Raw genomic sequence first — 16,546 nt, forward strand, 5'->3', positions numbered from 1 at the left:
TCAGTCAATCTAGCGGCTTTCTGCCGGTTCCACAGGCGCTTCAGCTGCGCCGTCGACGCGATGCAAGGCCACCTGGCGAATCGACAGACGAATCTCGGCAGGCAGCACGCGTTTGGCCGCGCCTTCCGCCAGTTCACCCAGCAGGTCGTGGTAACTCAATTTCCCGGCCTCGTCGCGGCGCAGCACATCTTGCTCCAGCAATGTCTGGATAAAATGTCGGAAAAGACTCTTGTCGAAGAACTCCGGCGCGTTCAGGCCATGCAGGATCGACAGGCGCTGGGCCATGATCGTGCACAGGTCTTCCAGCTCTTCGGCGCTGATGCTGTTCTGGCCGCTGTTAAGCAGCAGCGAGATCGCCATGTAGAAGCGTTGCAGGGTCTGGGCGATGCTCTTGGACAACAGCGTCAGCAGCACAAAGTGCCGCGAACTCGGGGCCGGGCGCAGGTACACGTTGTTTTCAAAACGCAGCAGGCCTTGCTCGACAAAGGCTTCCAGCCATCGGTCGACGACGGCGTCCAACTCTTCCAGCGACCAGCGGATAAACAACTCCGATTGCAGGTAAGGGTAGAGCGCGCGAGTAAAGCGCAGGATCTGCTCGCGGCTCATGCGCGAGCTGCTCTGGAAGAAGCTCGCCAGCAGCGCCGGCAGGGCAAAAATATGCAGCACGTTGTTGCGGTAATAGGTCATCAGGACGGCGTTCTGCTCATCCAGATACACAATTTTGCCCAGGGCGTCACTCTGCTCCGAGAGCAGGTTCATGTCCTTGACGTGCTTGATCAGCGCCAGCCCATCGCCTTCCGGCAAGGTGGTGTGCGGCGAGTAGGGCACACGGCGTAGCAGTGCCAGGTACAGGTCCAACTGGCGGGCCATGGCCTGTTCATCCAGGGCCAGGCGTGTGGTCGAAAGCAGTGCCAGGGCCACCAGGTTTACCGGGTTGACCGCTGCGGCTTCGTTGAGGTGGCGTGCCACCTGTTCGCCGAGGCGGTTGGTGGTTTCGTTGAGCCACGCCGGTTTGTAGTTCGGGCCCAGCTCTTGGGCACGCCAGTCCGGCTGCTCGGCGTCGAGGAACTCGGCCAGCTTGATCGGCTCGCCGAAGTTGACCGCGACCTGACCAAAGCGCTGCTTGAGCGCGCCGACCACTTTGAAAATATCGAAGATCGATTCTTTCTTCTTGCTCGCCCCGCGCAACTCGCCCAGGTAGGTACGGCCTTCGAGTACGCGTTCATAGCCGATATACACCGGCACGAACACGATCGGCATGCGTGAGGAACGCAAAAAGCTGCGCAGGGTGATCGCCAGCATGCCGGTTTTCGGTTGCAGCATGCGCCCGGTGCGCGAGCGTCCGCCTTCGACGAAGTACTCCACCGGGAAGCCCTTGGTGAACAGGGTGTGCAGGTACTCGTTGAACACCGAGGTGTACAGCGGGTTGCCCTTAAAGGTGCGGCGCATGAAAAATGCACCGCCCCGGCGCAACAGGCTGCCGATCACCGGCATGTTCAGGTTGATGCCGGCGGCAATGTGCGGCGGAGTCAGGCCGTTTTTGAACAGCAGGTACGAAAGCAGCAGGTAGTCGATATGGCTGCGGTGGCAAGGCACGTAGATCACCTCGTAACCCTGGGCAACCTTTTGCACACCTTCGATATTGTTGACCTTGATGCCGTCGTAGATCTTGTTCCAGAACCAGCTCAATACCACTTCCAGAAAGCGAATCGCGGTGTAGGTGTAGTCCGAAGCGATCTCGTTGCCGTAGCGCAGGGCCTGGGCCTTGGCTTTTTCCGGGGTGATTTTCTCGCGCTCGGCTTCATCGGCGATGGCCTGGCGCACCAGCGGCATGTTGACCAGGCCTTTGACCAGGTTACGGCGGTGAGACAGGTCGGGGCCGATGACCGCAGTCTTCAGGTTACGAAAGTGCACGCGCAGGATGCGCTGGGCCATGCGCACGGTACGTTCGTGGCCTTTATTGTGCTCGATCAATTCACGCAGGTTGATAGGCGCGGAGAATTGCACACGTGTCTTGCGGCCCAGGATCAGGATGCTCAGCAACCGGCGCAGGCGGCCGGTGACGGCCCAGCTGTCGGCAAACAGCAGTTTCCACGGGCTGGACTCGCTTTCGGGCGACTGCCCCCAGAACACGCTGACCGGAATGATTTGTGCATTCTCTTCGGCGTGCTCGGTCAGGGTGTTGACCAGGCGGGTCAGGGTTGGCGGCGCGCCGCGCTTGTCCTGGCGGCCGAGCCAGTCGGGTTCGGGCGTGAGGTAGAAGAACGCGGCGGGTTCGATCAACGACCCCACTGACACCGGCAGCACCGGGCGCGGCAGGCCGGCCTTGGTGCATTCCTTGTCGACCACCGCCAATTCGGTGAGAGAGGGCGATTGCAGGACGTAAAACACCGGCCGGCTGCGGTCCAGGTTAAGGGTTAGGGACGACTGATTGATCGTCTCCGAGCGAACCCAGAGGTACAACAGTCGGCGCAAGGTGCCAAACACCAGACGGCGGAACGGGGAGCGGGTCATAGGCGTGCTGCTTCAAGTGGAAAAAACCGAGCAGGTGCTCGGGCGGGTAGTGTGCCGTATTCGCCGAAAATCGGCAAAAAAGCAGCGATGTAAACTTGAGTTGATCGTTTTTGAGCCTGTCTTATACTCGGCAGTTCAATGCGAGCGACTCAACAATAAAAATGCATGTGGGAGTAAGACAGATGGCAACGCGTGAAACCGGCAATGTGAAGTGGTTCAACGATGCAAAGGGCTATGGCTTTATCCAGCGTGAAGACGGCAAGGATGTGTTTGTGCACTACCGCGCCATTCGCGGTGAGGGCCACCGCTCATTGGCCGAGGGCCAGCAGGTGGAATACGCCGTGGTGACCGGCGAGAAGGGCTTGCAGGCTGAGGATGTGGTGGGTCTGTAACACCCTTGTCCTGCCGACCCAATCAACTGTGGGAGCTGGCTTGCCTGCGATGCAGACACCTCGGTCTATCAGTCGGACCGCGGTGATGCTATCGCAGGCAAGCCAGCTCCCACATTGATTGGGTTTTCCGGTTTGGATCAGGCAGTTTTCCAGGTGATCTGCTCTTCACCGTCAGCACTGATGCGAATCCAGGTATCAGCGCTTTCCTCGCCTTCCTCCTCAACCCAGGTACCCGGCGCGCAGCGCACTTCGACGTTCAGCGCGGCAAAGGCGGCGCGGGCGCAGGCGATGTCGTCATCCCACGGCGTCTGGTCGCTTTCCAGGTACAGGCTGTTCCACTTGCCCACGGCTTTTGGCAGCCAGGTGATCGGTACAGTGCCGGCCGTGCACTTGTAGGTCTGGCCTTTCTGGACCCAGTCGGTGCACGGGCCGAGGGCAGTGCCCAGCCAGGCGGCGATGGCCTTGTAGTCGACCTCGGCGTCTTTCAGGTAAATCTCGATATCAGGTTGGCGCATGGATGTTCCTCGTTGCGGGATTCGAAAATCCATTCGCGGATACTTAAAAGTCGGTTATTGAAGCACGAAATAATCGTAGCGCATCGACACGGTGACCAGCAGCGGCTCGGCGGCCTCGATCACTTCAGCACGGCGCTCGGCACTCGCGCGCCAGCCATGGGGCGTCATCGCCAGCAGGTTGGCGCGGTCCTGGGGCTCGATCAGGCTCAGGGTGAACTCCAGCGTTTCACTGTGCGCCAGGCTCATGCCTTCGGGTACCAACGCCAAATGCTTGTCGTCGGTGTATTCACGCACTTCGTCGTACAGGCGTTCGCGCAATTCCATCAGGTGGCCGGCAGTCGGGCCAACCTTCATCAAACCGCCGCCGGGGCTGAGCAGGCGCTTGGCCTCTTCCCAGTCCAAAGGGCTGAACACGCTGGCGAGAAACTGGCAACTGCCCGACGCCAACGGCACGCGGGCCATGCTGGCGATCAACCAGGTCAGCGCCGGGTTGCGTTTGCACGCGCGTTTCACCGCTTCCTTGGAGATATCCAGCGCATAACCGTCAGCGTGGGGCAGGGCGTCGGCGATTTGCGCGGTGTAGTAACCCTCGCCACACCCGATGTCCACCCAGCGCTGCGGCGCGCGCTCGGCGGCCAGTTCGGCCAGGCGCCTGGCCACTGGCGCATAGTGCCCGGCATTGAGAAAGTCGCGGCGTGCCTCGACCATGGCGAGGTTGTCGCCTGGGTCGCGGCTGTTCTTGTGCTGCACCGGCAACAGGTTCAGGTAACCCTGGCGCGCACGGTCGAAACGGTGCCCAGCGGGGCACGCCACGCCATTATCCACCGCGTTGAGCGGTGCGCTGCAAAGGGGGCACGCGAGCATCAGGCGAGCAACTTGATCAGGGTTTGGTAGTAGATTTCGGTCAGCACATCGAGGTCGCTGGCCAGAATGCGTTCGTTGACCTGATGAATCGTCGCGTTGACCGGGCCCAGCTCCACCACCTGAGTGCCGAGGGTGGCAATGAAGCGCCCGTCGGACGTGCCGCCGCTGGTGGACGCTTTGGTCTCGCGGCCGGTAATCGCCTTGATGCTGGCCGAGACAGCATCCAGCAACGCGCCCGGCTCGGTGAGGAATGGCAGGCCAGACAAGGCCCAATCAACGTGCCAGTCCAGGCCGTGTTTATCCAGAATCGCCGCAACCCGCTGTTGCAGGCCTTCGACGGTGGATTCGGTGGAGAAACGGAAGTTGAACACTGCTGTCAGGTCACCCGGAATCACGTTGGTGGCGCCGGTGCCGGAATTGAGGTTGGAGATTTGAAAGCTGGTCGGTGGGAAGAAGGTGTTGCCATCGTCCCAATGCTCGGCAGCCAGTTCCGCCAGCGCCGGTGCTGCCAGGTGGATCGGGTTTTTCGCCAGGTGCGGGTATGCCACGTGGCCCTGCACGCCGCGCACGGTCAAGGTGGCGCCGAGGGAGCCGCGACGGCCGTTCTTCACAACATCGCCCACCAGCGTGGTGCTCGACGGTTCGCCGACGATGCACCAGTCCAGACGCTCCTTGCGTGCCGCCAGACGCTCAATCACCGCTTTGGTGCCGTGGTGCGCCGGGCCTTCTTCATCACTGGTGATCAGAAAAGCCACCGAGCCCTTGTGGTCCGGGTAGTCGGTGACAAAACGCTCCGAAGCCACCAGCATTGCCGCCAGGCTGCCTTTCATGTCCGCTGCGCCACGCCCGCAGAGCATGCCGTGCTCGTCGATCAACGCATCGAACGGGTCGTTCTGCCAGGCCTGCACCGGGCCGGTCGGCACCACATCGGTGTGGCCGGCAAAGCACAGCACCGGGCCTTCGTGCTTGCCATGGGTGGCCCAGAAGTTGTCCACATCTTCGATACGCATCGGCTCAAGTGCAAAACCTGCGTCGCCCAGGCGCTGCATCATCAGCTTCTGGCAGTCGGCATCAATCGGCGTCACTGAGGGGCGACGGATCAAGTCGATGGCAAGTTGAAGGGTCGGCGAAAGGTCGGCATGGGCCGTCATGGGAAAACTCCGGGAAGCGTGTAATGGGCGCGCAGGACGAATGTGGATAAAACAGGGTTCGATGTGGGAGCAGGCAAGCCAGCTCCCACAGAAAGCAGGGCCTGGCCAAGTCTCGTAAAACGGCCGTTATCTTATAGCAAAACGGCGGCCAGAGGCCGCCGTTTAGTGCATTGCGCAAGTTTTTACTCAGCGGTTGCCGGCTCAACCTTAGGTGCAGGTTTTGGCAGCGACGACAGGAACGCCATGATCAGCGCCGCCACATACGGCAGCGATTGCACCAGCAGCATCACCACCCAGAAGCGTATGTCATTGCTCGGCAGGCCCTGCACCAGGTAAATCCCGAGTGCGGCGCCCCACAACAGCAACATGATGAACATCTCTTCGCGGGCTTCGGAAATGGCTACCCAGAAGCCGTGGTTATCGGCGTTTTTCGGTGTGCGAAAGAACGGAATACTGGTGGTGAAGAAGCCATACAGCACCGCCTTGGCGATGGTGTGTGACAACGCCAGCCCGGCCAGCGCCGCGCAGAATGCGTCCTTCAAGTTCACACCCACCGCACGGCGGTAGAGGAAGATGATCTTGCCGACCTTGAACACAAACAACGCCAACGGCGGGATCGCGAAAATCAGTAGCGGCGGGTCAACACGGGTCGGCACGATGATCATCGCCGCCGACCACAACAGGGCGCCGACGGTGAAGAAGATGTTCATGCCATCCGCCACCCACGGCAACCAGCCCGCGAGGAAGTGGTAGCGCTGGCCACGGGTCAGCTCGGTGCCCTTGCCGCGCAACAGGCTGGCGGTGTGGCGCTTGATGATCTGGATCGCGCCGTAGGCCCAGCGGAAACGCTGCTTCTTGAAGTCGATAAAGGTATCCGGCATCAAGCCCTTGCCGTAGCTGTCGTGGTAATACGCGGCCGACAGGCCTTTCTCGAATACCCGCAGGCCGAGTTCGGCGTCTTCACAGATGCACCAGTCGGCCCAGCCCAGTTCCTCGAGCACCGAGCGACGGGTCATGGTCATGGTGCCGTGCTGGATGATCGCGTCACGGTCGTTGCGGGTGACCATGCCGATATGGAAGAAGCCTTTGTATTCGGCGTAGCAGAGCTTCTTGAAAGTGCTCTCGTTCTGGTCGCGGTAGTCCTGCGGCGACTGCACCACGGCGATTTTCGGGTCGGCGAAGTGCGGCACCATGTGCTTGAGCCAGTTGGGCGACACGCAGTAGTCCGAGTCGATCACCGCGATCACTTCGGCATCCTTGGCGGTATGCGGGATCAGGTAGTTCAGCGCGCCGCCCTTGAAACCGGCGAGGGGCGAGACGTGGAAGAACTTGAAGCGCGGGCCGAGGGTTTCGCAGTAGTCGCGCACCGGCTCCCAGACGGCTGGGTCCTTGGTGTTGTTGTCGATGATCAGGACTTCGAAGTCCGGGTAATCGAGGGCGGCCAGGGCGTCGAGGGTCTGTTTGACCATCTCCGGCGGCTCGTTGTAGCACGGCACATGGATCGAGACTTTCGGGCGGTAGTCCGAATCGCCTTCCACCGGCAGGAATTCACGCCGGCGCTTGTGGGTCCACACCGCTTCAGCCAGTTCGTGGGCTTCGGTGAGCAATACGATAAACACGCCCAACGCGCCGAGGGCCAGCAAAATGCCGACGGTGACGCTGAACCAGGTGCTGTATTGCTGGCTGTAGTCGTAACCGATCCAGACCAATACCGAACCACAGAGGAACGCGATAAAGGTCAGGAAGGTGCGGCCACGCTGGCGCAGGGCCGAGCCGTCGATCATCAGCAGGGTCAGCGACAGCAGCGCCAGCACCACCGAGCCGATGGCCAGCACGCGCCATTGCGGGATCGCGACGACCGGTCCTTCAAAGTTGAATTTCTGCTGGCGTGCGGCGTTGTACACGCCCCAATAAGCGCCCGCCGAGCCTTCGTCGCTGACTTTCCACGGCTGGTCGAAGGCCTCGATCACGAAGTAGTTGTAACCCTGGCGGTTCAGTTTGTTCACCAGCGTACGCAGGTAAATCGCCTGGTCTGCCGGCGAGCTTTCATTGCCACCGCGCATACGGCCGTTGCTCGGCCAGCCCACTTCCGAGAGCAGCAGCGGTTTTTTCGGGAACAGCTTTTTCAGATCCCGTGCACGGTCCAGTACGTACTGGCCGGCCTTGTCCATCGGGATGAACTCCCAGAACGGCAGGATGTGCGCGGCGATCAGGTCGACGTGCTTGGCCAGTTGCGGGTTCTTTTCCCAGATGTGCCATTGCTCGGAGGTGGTCACCGGCACTTTCACGGCGGCGCGCACCCGGTCCAGCAGCACGATCAGCGCCTCCGGGGTGATTTCTTCGCGGAACAATGCCTCGTTACCGACCACCACGCGCACGACACTGCGCGAGTTGTTGGCGATCTCGATGGCGCGCTGGATTTCACGCTCGTTGCGTTCCAGGTCCGGGCTGATCCAGATCCCCAGGGTCACGCGCAGGCCGAACTCTTCGGCCAGTTTGGGAATATCGCCCAAGGTGCCGTCGACTGAGTAAGTACGGATGTTGTCCGTCAGCTTGCTCATGATCGCCAGGTCCTGGCGCATCTGGTCGTCGGTGGGGTACTGGTCTTTCTGCGGGAACTGGCCTTGTTGGAACGGCGAGTAGGAGAACCCGGAGATCTGTTCAGGCCAGTTAGGGGTGGTGACCGGGCGGTTTATCAGCGCCCAGAAGCCGGTAAACAGCGCGGCAATTGCCAGCACTACCACCAGGTTGAGTCCAAATTTACGCGATGACATGGCTATTTCGGGTTCCAAAGGGTGTGGAACGAAAAGAGGTGTCGGCCTACGCCGAACGGCGCGCATCCTACACCGGCCTTTAACTGAGCGTACAGCAGACAGAGAAAAGCCGGACGTTAGTCAGCGAAAGACCCTCTAAGTTCTTTACTTGTAGCTGGAAGCTTCGAACTTGTCGCTGTGTAGTCCATAATGCGCGCCGGTTTTTGGGGTAATGGTCATGAGCACAGAAGATCCGCGGTTTGCAGGCGTCGCCCGCTTGTATGGCATTGAAGGCCTGGAACGCTTGAAAGCGGCCCATGTGGCGATCGTCGGCGTCGGCGGCGTGGGCTCTTGGGCGGCGGAAGCCATGGCCCGTTGCGGCGTGGGCGAGATTTCGCTGTTTGACCTGGACGATGTCTGCGTCAGCAACAGCAACCGCCAGTTGCACGCCCTGGACAGCACCGTGGGCAAGCCCAAGGTCGAGGTAATGGCCGAACGCCTGCGCGGCATCAACCCGGATTGCACGGTGCACGCGGTGGCGGACTTCGTGACCCGTGACACCATGGCTGAGTACATCACGCCGAATATCGATTGCGTGATCGACTGCATCGACGCCGTGAACGCCAAGGCCGCGCTGATCGCCTGGTGCAAGCGCCGCAAGATCCAGATCATCACCACCGGCGGCGCCGGCGGGCAAATCGACCCGACGCTGATCCAGGTCTGCGACTTGAACCGCACCTTCAACGACCCGCTGGCCTCGAAAGTGCGCTCCACGCTACGCCGCGACTACGGCTTTTCGCGCACCGTGACCCGCCATTACAGCGTGCCGTGTGTGTTCTCTACCGAGCAGCTGCGCTATCCCAAGCCGGACGGCAGCATTTGTTTGCAGAAAAGTTTTGTCGGTGACGGCGTGAAGCTGGACTGTGCGGGCGGGTTTGGCGCGGTGATGATGGTCACGGCCACGTTTGGCATGGTGGCGGCGACCAAGGCGGTGGACAAGATTGTGGCCGGGGTGCGCAGGCCGTCGGAGCGGGTTAAACCTACCCAGATCTAGCTGTCCTGCACAAAACAAAATGTGGGAGCTGGCTTTGACTGATAGACCGAGGTGCCTGCAGCGCAGGCAAGCCAGCTCCCACACAAGCCAGCTCCCACATTAGTTTTGCGTACAGGTCAGCTCTTGCATGCGCTGCAGTACAGCATTAAGCCCATTGCTGCGCGACGGCGACAGCTGGCGCGAAAGCCCCAGTTGATTGAACCAGTCCGGCAAGTCAACCGCCTGCAACTCACTTGCCGACAACCCATTGACCCGTGCCAGCAGCAACGCCACCAACCCCCGGATCATTCGCGCATCGCTGCTCGCGGCAAACTGCCAATGGCCGTCCTGTAAACGGCCGACCAACCACACCAGGCTTTCACAGCCCTGCACGAGGTTGGCCTCAACCTTTTCGTCAGCCGTCAACGCCGGCAGCCGCTCGCCCCACTGCATCAGCATGCGGGCGCGTTGTTCCCAACTGCCTACTGCCTGAAACGACTCAAGCGCGCTGATGGCATCCGCAGGCAAGCTCATCGCAACATATCCAGCGCCTGATCCAGCGCTTCAAAGAAGCGCTCCAGGTCATCGGAGTCGTTATACAGCGCCAGGGACACACGGATCGCTCCGGACAAGTGCATGGCCTTGAGCAATGGCATGGCGCAATGATGGCCAGCTCGCACGGCAATGCCTTGTTCGGTCAACAGATGAGCCAGGTCGGCGTTATGCACGCCCTCCACTACGAAACTGGCGAGTGCCACCTGGGGCGAGCCCAGTACGCGCACGCCATTGCGTGCTTTCAGGCCGCGCAGCAGGTAGTCATGCAGGGCTGCTTCATGGGCGACCACGGCCGGCTGGTCCAGTGAGTTCAGGTAGTCCAGCGTGGCACCCAGGCCGATCACACTTGCAATCGGCGGCGTGCCCGCTTCGAAACCCAGCGGGGCAGGGCGAAAGCTCGCACTTTGATACTCGGCCTGCTGCACCATCTCGCCGCCAAACTGCCAGTGGCGCAGGTGATGCAGCGCTTCGTTGCGGCCATACAGCACGCCGACGCCGTCCGGGCCGTAGAGCTTATGACTGGAAAACACGTAGAAGTCGCAACCCAGCGCCTGTACGTCGTGGCGACCATGGACAATGCCTTGGGCGCCATCGACCACGGTCAAGGCACCGTGGGCCTTGGCCATTGGCAGCAAGACCTCCAAAGGTTGCCAGGCGCCGAGTACGTTGGACAGCTGGCTCACTGCCAGCAAGCGCGTACGCGGGCTGATCAATTCGGCGGCGGCTTGCAGGTCAATCACGCCATCATCGCCAAGGGGCAAGACCACCAGCGTCAGCGCGCGACGTTTGGCCAGTTGCTGCCAGGGCAGCAGGTTGGCGTGGTGTTCCAGGGCGCTGATGACAATTTCATCACCCGCATTGAATAAGTGCTCAAGGCCATAGGCCAGGAGGTTCAGCGCAGACGTCGCGCCGTGGGTAAACACGATCTGCCCGCTGTCACCTGCATTCAACCACTGCGCGACCTTGCTGCGACTGTCTTCAAACGCCTGGGTCGCGTGGGCACCCGGCAAATGCTGGGCACGGTGCACATTGGCTGCGCCATTGGCGTAGTAATGGCTGATGGCATCCAACAGGGCTTGGGGTTTTTGCGTGGTGGCGGCGTTGTCCAGGTAGGTCTGGTCTTGCCGTTGCAGGGTGGCGATGGCCGGAAAATCGGCGCGCCAGGGGGAGGGCACAAGCATGGTCTTAAGACTCGTATAAGCGAGCCCCAGGTGTGGGGCCCGCTAGTTGCATCGAGTGGCTGCTTAGTTGTGAGCGTGCAGCGCTTCGTTCAGTTCGATCGCCGATTTGTGGGTTTTGCACTCCACGGCACCGGTCTGGGAATTGCGGCGGAACAGCAGGTCCGGCTGGCCGGCCAGTTCGCGCGCCTTGACCACTTTGACCAGTTGGTTGTGCTCGTCTAGCAGAGCAACCTTGGTACCGGCAGTCACGTACAGGCCCGACTCCACGGTATTGCGGTCGCCCAACGGGATACCGATACCGGCGTTGGCGCCGATCAGGCAGCCTTCGCCCACCTTGATCACGATGTTGCCGCCGCCCGACAGGGTGCCCATGGTGGAGCAACCGCCGCCCAGGTCCGAACCCTTGCCGACGAATACACCTGCCGATACACGGCCTTCGATCATACCCGGGCCTTCGGTGCCACCGTTGAAGTTGACGAAACCTTCGTGCATCACGGTGGTGCCTTCGCCCACGTAGGCGCCCAGGCGGATGCGCGCGGCATCAGCGATACGCACGCCAGCCGGCACTACGTAGTCAGTCATTTTCGGGAACTTGTCCACCGAGAACACTTCCAGCAGCTCGCCACGCAGGCGTGCTTCCAGTTGGCGCTCGGCCAGCTCGTTGATGTCGATTGCGCCCTGGCTGGTCCACGCCACGTTCGGCAACTGCGGGAACACACCGGCCAGGCTCAGGCCGTGGGGCTTGACCAGGCGGTGGGACAGCAGGTGCAGCTTGAGGTAGGCCTCAGGCGTGGAGGTCAGTGCGGCGTCTTCGGCCAACAGGGTGGCGACCAACGGGGTGTGGCTTTCAGCCAGGCGGCTGAGCAGCGCGGCCTGGGCCGTGTCGACACCTTTGAGCGCGTCAGCCAGTTGCAGCGCCTGGCTCACGGTGAAAGTAATGGCCTGGTTGCCCTCGGTATAACCGAGGATCGGCGCGATGGCGGCAACGATCTCGGCCGACGGGTTGAGCAGCGGTTGTGCGTAAAACACTTCCAGCCAAGCACCTTGGCGGTTCTGAGTGCCGACGCCGAAGCCCAGGCTGAACAGGGAATTGGACATGCTGTTACCTCTACAAAAATGGAAGGCTGGCCTACTTGAGGGCCGCCGAATAACTATCTGGCTTGAAGCCAATCAGGGTTCTGCCACCGAGATCGAGCACCGGGCGCTTGATCATCGAGGGTTGTGCGAGCATCAATTCAATGGCTTTCGACTGATCGAGATCGGCTTTGCGTTCGTCTTCGAGTTTGCGAAAGGTGGTGCCCGCACGGTTCAAAACCACCTGCCAACCGTGCTCGTTGCACCATTGGGTCAAGTGTTCGCGGTCGATACCGGCTGTTTTGTAGTCGTGGAACTCATAGCTCACAGCGTGCTCATCGAGCCAGGTGCGCGCCTTTTTCATGGTGTCGCAGGCTTTGATGCCGAAAAGGTGCAAGGTTTTGCTTGAAACGGTCAAGGAATTGCCCCCCTTTGGACGTATGAAAGTTAAAGGTCACGGATTATGCCACGACCAGCGGGTTTGGGTGCCGCTCGTCATACTTGCCGATGATTCAGTGCGACTTATGTGCAAAAGCCGTTGCGCAGCCAAGCGGGTAACATAGCCGGTTAATATGGCACTTCAACGGCCAGTTGTTGCCAGATCGGTGTCATAGCAAGTCGATTGTCCGGGAAACCCGCGTTATGCAAACCGCCTATACCGTTCTTATCCTGCTGATGCTGGTCAGCGTTTCGCGCCTTGTCGGGCGCATTATTCCCCTGCCGTTGCCCTTGGTGCAGATCGCCGCCGGCGCCTTGCTGGCCTGGCCTACGCTGGGGTTGCACGTGGCGCTGGACCCGGAGCTGTTCCTGTTTTTGTTCCTGCCGCCGTTGCTGTTCTCCGATGGCTGGCGCATGCCCAAGCGCGAATTGTGGCGGCTCAGAGGCCCGATCCTGACGTTGGCGGTGGGGCTGGTGTTGTTTACCGTGGTCGGTGCCGGTTACTTCATCCATTGGATATTGCCTACGATCCCGTTGCCGGTGGCCTTCGCCTTGGCGGCCGTATTGTCCCCGACTGACGCCGTGGCGGTGTCGGCCATTTCCCAAAATCGCCTGCCAAAACCTTTGATGCATATGCTTCAAGGCGAGGCATTGATGAATGATGCCTCGGGCCTGGTGACCTTCAAGTTCGCCCTGGCGGCGGCGTTGACCGGCGTGTTTTCCCTGGCCGATGCCAGCCTGACTTTTGTGCTGGTGGCGGTGGGCGGCCTCGCGGTAGGCGTGGCGCTGAGCTGGTTGGTCGGCCGTTTACGCGCCTGGATGATTGCCCGTGGTTGGGACGACCCGGCCACCCACGTGGTGTTTATGTTGCTGCTGCCGTTCGCAGCCTACGTGCTGGCCGAGCGCCTGGGCGCATCCGGCATCCTGTCGGCGGTGGCGGCGGGCATGATGCAAAGCTGGCTCGACTTGCTGCCACGCCAGACCAGCACGCGCTTGCTCAACCGCAGTGTGTGGTCGCTGCTGGAGTTTGCGTTTAATGGCCTGATCTTCCTGCTACTGGGCCTGCAACTGCCGGACATAATCAAGGCCGTGGTCAGTCACGAACCGACACTGTGGCCAACGCTGTTGTATCGCTGCCTGGATGTGGTTGCGATCTTCCTGGTGCTGGTGGTGCTGCGCTTTATCTGGGTGCAAAGCATCTGGCGTTTGTCGGGCCTGTTACGGCGGCTGCGTGGGAAAAGCGAGCTGACACTCGTGCCTACGGCCCGGTCCTGCTGGCTATTGACCGTGGGTGGCGTGCGCGGTGCGGTCACTTTGGCGGGTGTGATGTCGGTGCCTTTATTGCTGGCGCCTGGCCAGGATTTTCCCGAGCGCGACCTGCTGATCTTTATCGCCGCCGGCGTGATCCTACTGTCGCTGGTGGCCGCCTGCATCGCCTTGCCGCTGCTATTGCGTGGCATCGAGCAGAGCCCCGATGAAAAGCGCCATAACGAAGTGCGTGAGGCGTGGAAAAAAACCGCGGTAGCCGCCATCCACGCGCTGGAAGCGGACGAGCCTGCCGAAACCGAAACCCCAGACGCCGCCCAGGCAGCACTCGCGACCGAGCTAAAGGCGCGGCTGATGTCGGAATACCGTCATCAGTTGGAAGTATTCAACGATTCAGCCGAAGCCCAGGCACTGGCGCATCAGATGGACCTGCTTGAACGCAAATTGCGCCTCAAGGCCTTGCGCGCGCAGCGCTTGGAGTTGTACAGCCTGAGCCGTCATCACCAGATTGGTGATGACGTGTTGCGCGAGGTCCTGGCGGATCTGGATATGAGTGAGGCGAATCTGGGTGTGATGAAGTAGTTGTCCACACCGCGGTGCCTTAAGGTTTGGGGTACTGCTCGGCTATGAAAGACTTATCCAGTTCTGTCAATCGGGTGGGCCAAGGGATTGCCGGCTGCTTCCATAGTTCGTCTCTGGTGAAGCCGTAATGCATGATTGAGTTTCTATCGTATTTGGAGGCAGCGACGTTTTTTCCAGTGAGGCGCTGGAGAATGTCTTTATGGATGGCTTCATTCGATCCATGGCCTTTAAAGTGCCTGTAGATGGTTGGCGTATTAAAATCAATCGTTCTATTGGGGTGTTTATGTTCGTGATGCAACCCTAGGGCATGCCCGAACTCATGGGCTGCAATGGCTTCGAATCTTGGGTTGTCGTAAGGGTTTGGCAACACCATGGTCGGTAAGTAGAGGGGCACTTTTTGCGCGTCGGTTCCAAGTGCAGAGCTGCCTGATTGAGTCTCCCCATAGTCCAGCGCGATGCGTATATCTCCCTCTTCCCCTGAAACAAATTCAAAGGTCAGGTTGATATGCGACAGCCAAAGATTCGCAGCCTTTTTTATGTGCTCCAGTGCTTCTTCGTCGGCATCATAGACAGCAATCTTCAGCGTGGAATTTTGCGGCCAGTATTTGTCGGGTGCTGAAACAGCGCGGGTTTTTCTTGAGTGGGATTTATCCGGGGGCGCTTGATATATATCAATGTCGTGAGTGCGTGTGGAGGTGAAACCGAGAGTTGCTGTGCTCAGGTTTGTCATCGTGCCATGTCTACATTGTTCAAGACGTTAATGAACATTGAGTGGCACTTGTCGTTGATAGGATTCCACCGATTATCGTTTTTAAGCAAATGGCTACTTATGCAGCGCAGTGTCGATCGTGTGGCGCTGCCCGCACTTTATCTACAGTGCGGGCAGCGTGGGGGTGTTCAGCGACGGTTTATGAAGTCCCGAATCCGTTCCGCCGCTTCCACACACTCCGACAACGGCGCAACCAGCGCCAGGCGTACGCGACCGGCGCCAGGGTTGAAGCCGTCGACTTCGCGCGACAGGTACGAACCCGGCACTACGGTCACGTGTTCTTCCACGAACAAGTCACGGCAGAACGCGGCATCGTCGCCCTTCACATTCGGCCACAGATAGAAGCCGCCGTCTGGGGCTTGTACATCCAGCACCGGCTTGAGAATCGCCAGCACGGCGTCGAATTTCTCCCGATACATGTCACGGTTGGCCAATACGTGGGGCTCATCCTGCCAGGCAGCAATGCTGGCCAGCTGGGTTTGCACCGGCATCGCGCAACCGTGATAGGTGCGGTACAGCAGGAAGGCCTTGAGGATATCGGCATCGCCGGCCACGAAGCCCGAGCGCAGGCCTGGCAGGTTGGAGCGCTTGGACAGGCTGTGGAACACCACGCAACGCTTGAAGTCCTGGCGGCCCAGTTCGACACAGGCGCTGAGCAGGCCTGGCGGCGGGGTCTGTTCGTCGAAGTACAGCTCGCTGTAGCACTCGTCGGCGGCGATCACGAAGTCATATTCGTCGGCCAGGGCGATGAGCTTTTTCAGGGTCTCGACCGGGATCAGCGCGCCGGTCGGGTTGCCGGGTGAGCACAGGAACAGGATCTGGCAGCGTTTCCAGATGTCTGGCGAAACGGCGTCGAAGTCCGGGTTGAAACCATTGCTGTCCAGGCACGGCAGGTAATGCGGCTTGGCCCCGGCCAGGAACGCAGCGCCTTCATAGATCTGATAGAACGGGTTGGGGCTGACCACCAGTGCATCGTCAGCGCGGTTGACCACGGTTTGGGTGAAGGCAAACAGCGCCTCGCGGGTGCCGTTGACCGGCAAAATGTTGCGCGCCGGGTCGAGCCAACCTTTGGGCACGTTGAAGCGCCGTTCGCACCAGGCGCCGATGGCCTCGCGCAGGGCCGGGATGCCCAGGGTGGTCGGGTACACCGCCATCTGGTCGAGGTTATCCGCCAGGGCCTTGGCTACGAAGGCCGGGGATTTGTGCTTCGGCTCGCCGATGGACAGCGCGATCGGGCGTTTATCCGGGTTCGGTGTAACGCTGCCGAGCAGGGCGCGCAGTTTTTCGAACGGGTAGGGCTGGAGCTGGTTCAGGGCGTTGTTCATGTAAGCCTCGATCAAGATGAGTGCGGCCTTTTGTGGGAGCTGGCTTGCCTGCGATCACATCGCTGCGGTGTACCAGATGCACCGCGGCGCCCGCATCGCAGGCAAGCCAGCTCCCACAGGGACCGTGCCCACTG

14 protein-coding genes are annotated in these 16,546 nt (G+C 60.6%); 3 read left to right on the forward strand and 11 right to left on the reverse strand.

All coding sequences use genetic code 11. The features are described from left to right. Positions 1-9 precede the first annotated feature (9 nt). Positions 10-2,514, reverse strand: a complete 2,505-nt coding sequence (gene plsB, locus HBO41_RS05320; protein ID WP_017137126.1) for a glycerol-3-phosphate 1-O-acyltransferase PlsB — start codon at positions 2,512-2,514, stop codon at positions 10-12. Between the two features lie 182 nt (positions 2,515-2,696). Here plsB and HBO41_RS05325 point away from each other — a divergent pair, with 182 nt between their 5' ends. Beyond that, positions 2,697-2,906 carry a cold-shock protein gene (locus HBO41_RS05325; protein ID WP_003219353.1) on the forward strand — a complete coding sequence of 70 codons (210 nt, stop codon included), beginning with the start codon at positions 2,697-2,699 and terminating at the stop codon, positions 2,904-2,906. 137 nt (positions 2,907-3,043) lie between these two features. Here the strand turns inward: HBO41_RS05325 and HBO41_RS05330 are convergent, their stop codons facing one another. The 4 genes from HBO41_RS05330 to HBO41_RS05345 all read right to left on the reverse strand — a co-directional run bounded on the left by HBO41_RS05330 (position 3,044) and on the right by HBO41_RS05345 (position 8,210). Further along, positions 3,044-3,421: a hypothetical protein gene (locus tag HBO41_RS05330; protein WP_169985370.1), complete on the reverse strand. Its 378-nt coding sequence runs from the start codon at positions 3,419-3,421 to the stop codon at positions 3,044-3,046. 54 nt (positions 3,422-3,475) lie between these two features. Next, entirely contained in the window at positions 3,476-4,285 is an 810-nt protein-coding gene (locus tag HBO41_RS05335) for a putative RNA methyltransferase (protein WP_138449950.1), read from the reverse strand. Next, positions 4,285-5,436: a succinyl-diaminopimelate desuccinylase gene (dapE, locus tag HBO41_RS05340; protein WP_017137129.1), complete on the reverse strand. Its 1,152-nt coding sequence runs from the start codon at positions 5,434-5,436 to the stop codon at positions 4,285-4,287. Before dapE ends, HBO41_RS05335 begins: the two co-directional genes overlap by 1 nt. A 182-nt stretch (positions 5,437-5,618) precedes the next feature. Further along, a complete protein-coding gene (locus HBO41_RS05345; protein ID WP_099548548.1) occupies positions 5,619-8,210 on the reverse strand; it encodes a glycosyltransferase in 2,592 nt (863 codons plus the stop codon). Between the two features lie 217 nt (positions 8,211-8,427). Between HBO41_RS05345 and tcdA the strand changes: the two genes are divergently transcribed. Further along, on the forward strand, positions 8,428-9,243 hold the full coding sequence (tcdA, locus tag HBO41_RS05350) for a tRNA cyclic N6-threonylcarbamoyladenosine(37) synthase TcdA (RefSeq protein ID WP_017137131.1): 816 nt from the start codon (positions 8,428-8,430) through the stop codon (positions 9,241-9,243). 99 nt (positions 9,244-9,342) lie between these two features. Here the strand turns inward: tcdA and HBO41_RS05355 are convergent, their stop codons facing one another. The 4 genes from HBO41_RS05355 to HBO41_RS05370 form a co-directional block, all read right to left on the reverse strand. Beyond that, positions 9,343-9,756, reverse strand: coding sequence for a SufE family protein (locus tag HBO41_RS05355; protein WP_099548549.1), 414 nt, complete (start codon positions 9,754-9,756; stop codon positions 9,343-9,345). Beyond that, positions 9,753-10,958 (reverse strand): aminotransferase class V-fold PLP-dependent enzyme, encoded by a 1,206-nt coding sequence (locus tag HBO41_RS05360; protein ID WP_169985372.1) that lies wholly within the window; start codon positions 10,956-10,958, stop codon positions 9,753-9,755. The genes HBO41_RS05355 and HBO41_RS05360 overlap by 4 nt, the downstream gene beginning before the upstream one ends. A 63-nt stretch (positions 10,959-11,021) precedes the next feature. Further along, a complete protein-coding gene (gene dapD / locus HBO41_RS05365) occupies positions 11,022-12,056 on the reverse strand; it encodes a 2,3,4,5-tetrahydropyridine-2,6-dicarboxylate N-succinyltransferase (RefSeq protein WP_017137134.1) in 1,035 nt (344 codons plus the stop codon). Between the two features lie 31 nt (positions 12,057-12,087). After that, the gene (locus HBO41_RS05370; RefSeq protein WP_262380226.1) at positions 12,088-12,396 is read right to left on the reverse strand and encodes an arsenate reductase; all 309 of its coding nucleotides are present in this window, start codon (positions 12,394-12,396) and stop codon (positions 12,088-12,090) included. Between the two features lie 278 nt (positions 12,397-12,674). Here HBO41_RS05370 and HBO41_RS05375 point away from each other — a divergent pair, with 278 nt between their 5' ends. Then, positions 12,675-14,318 (forward strand): Na+/H+ antiporter, encoded by a 1,644-nt coding sequence (locus tag HBO41_RS05375; RefSeq protein ID WP_017137136.1) that lies wholly within the window; start codon positions 12,675-12,677, stop codon positions 14,316-14,318. A 19-nt stretch (positions 14,319-14,337) separates the two neighbouring features. Here HBO41_RS05375 and HBO41_RS05380 read toward each other — a convergent pair whose 3' ends face one another. After that, complete coding sequence (locus tag HBO41_RS05380; RefSeq protein ID WP_099548552.1) at positions 14,338-15,048, reverse strand: M12 family metallopeptidase; 711 nt, start codon at positions 15,046-15,048, stop codon at positions 14,338-14,340. 167 nt (positions 15,049-15,215) lie between these two features. Next, positions 15,216-16,412, reverse strand: coding sequence for a succinyldiaminopimelate transaminase (gene dapC, locus HBO41_RS05385; RefSeq protein ID WP_169985376.1), 1,197 nt, complete (start codon positions 16,410-16,412; stop codon positions 15,216-15,218). Between the last annotated feature and the right edge of the window lie 134 nt (positions 16,413-16,546).

Source organism: Pseudomonas sp. WS 5146, from assembly GCF_012985495.1.
GTDB classification, from domain to species: Bacteria; Pseudomonadota; Gammaproteobacteria; order Pseudomonadales; family Pseudomonadaceae; genus Aquipseudomonas; species Aquipseudomonas edaphica.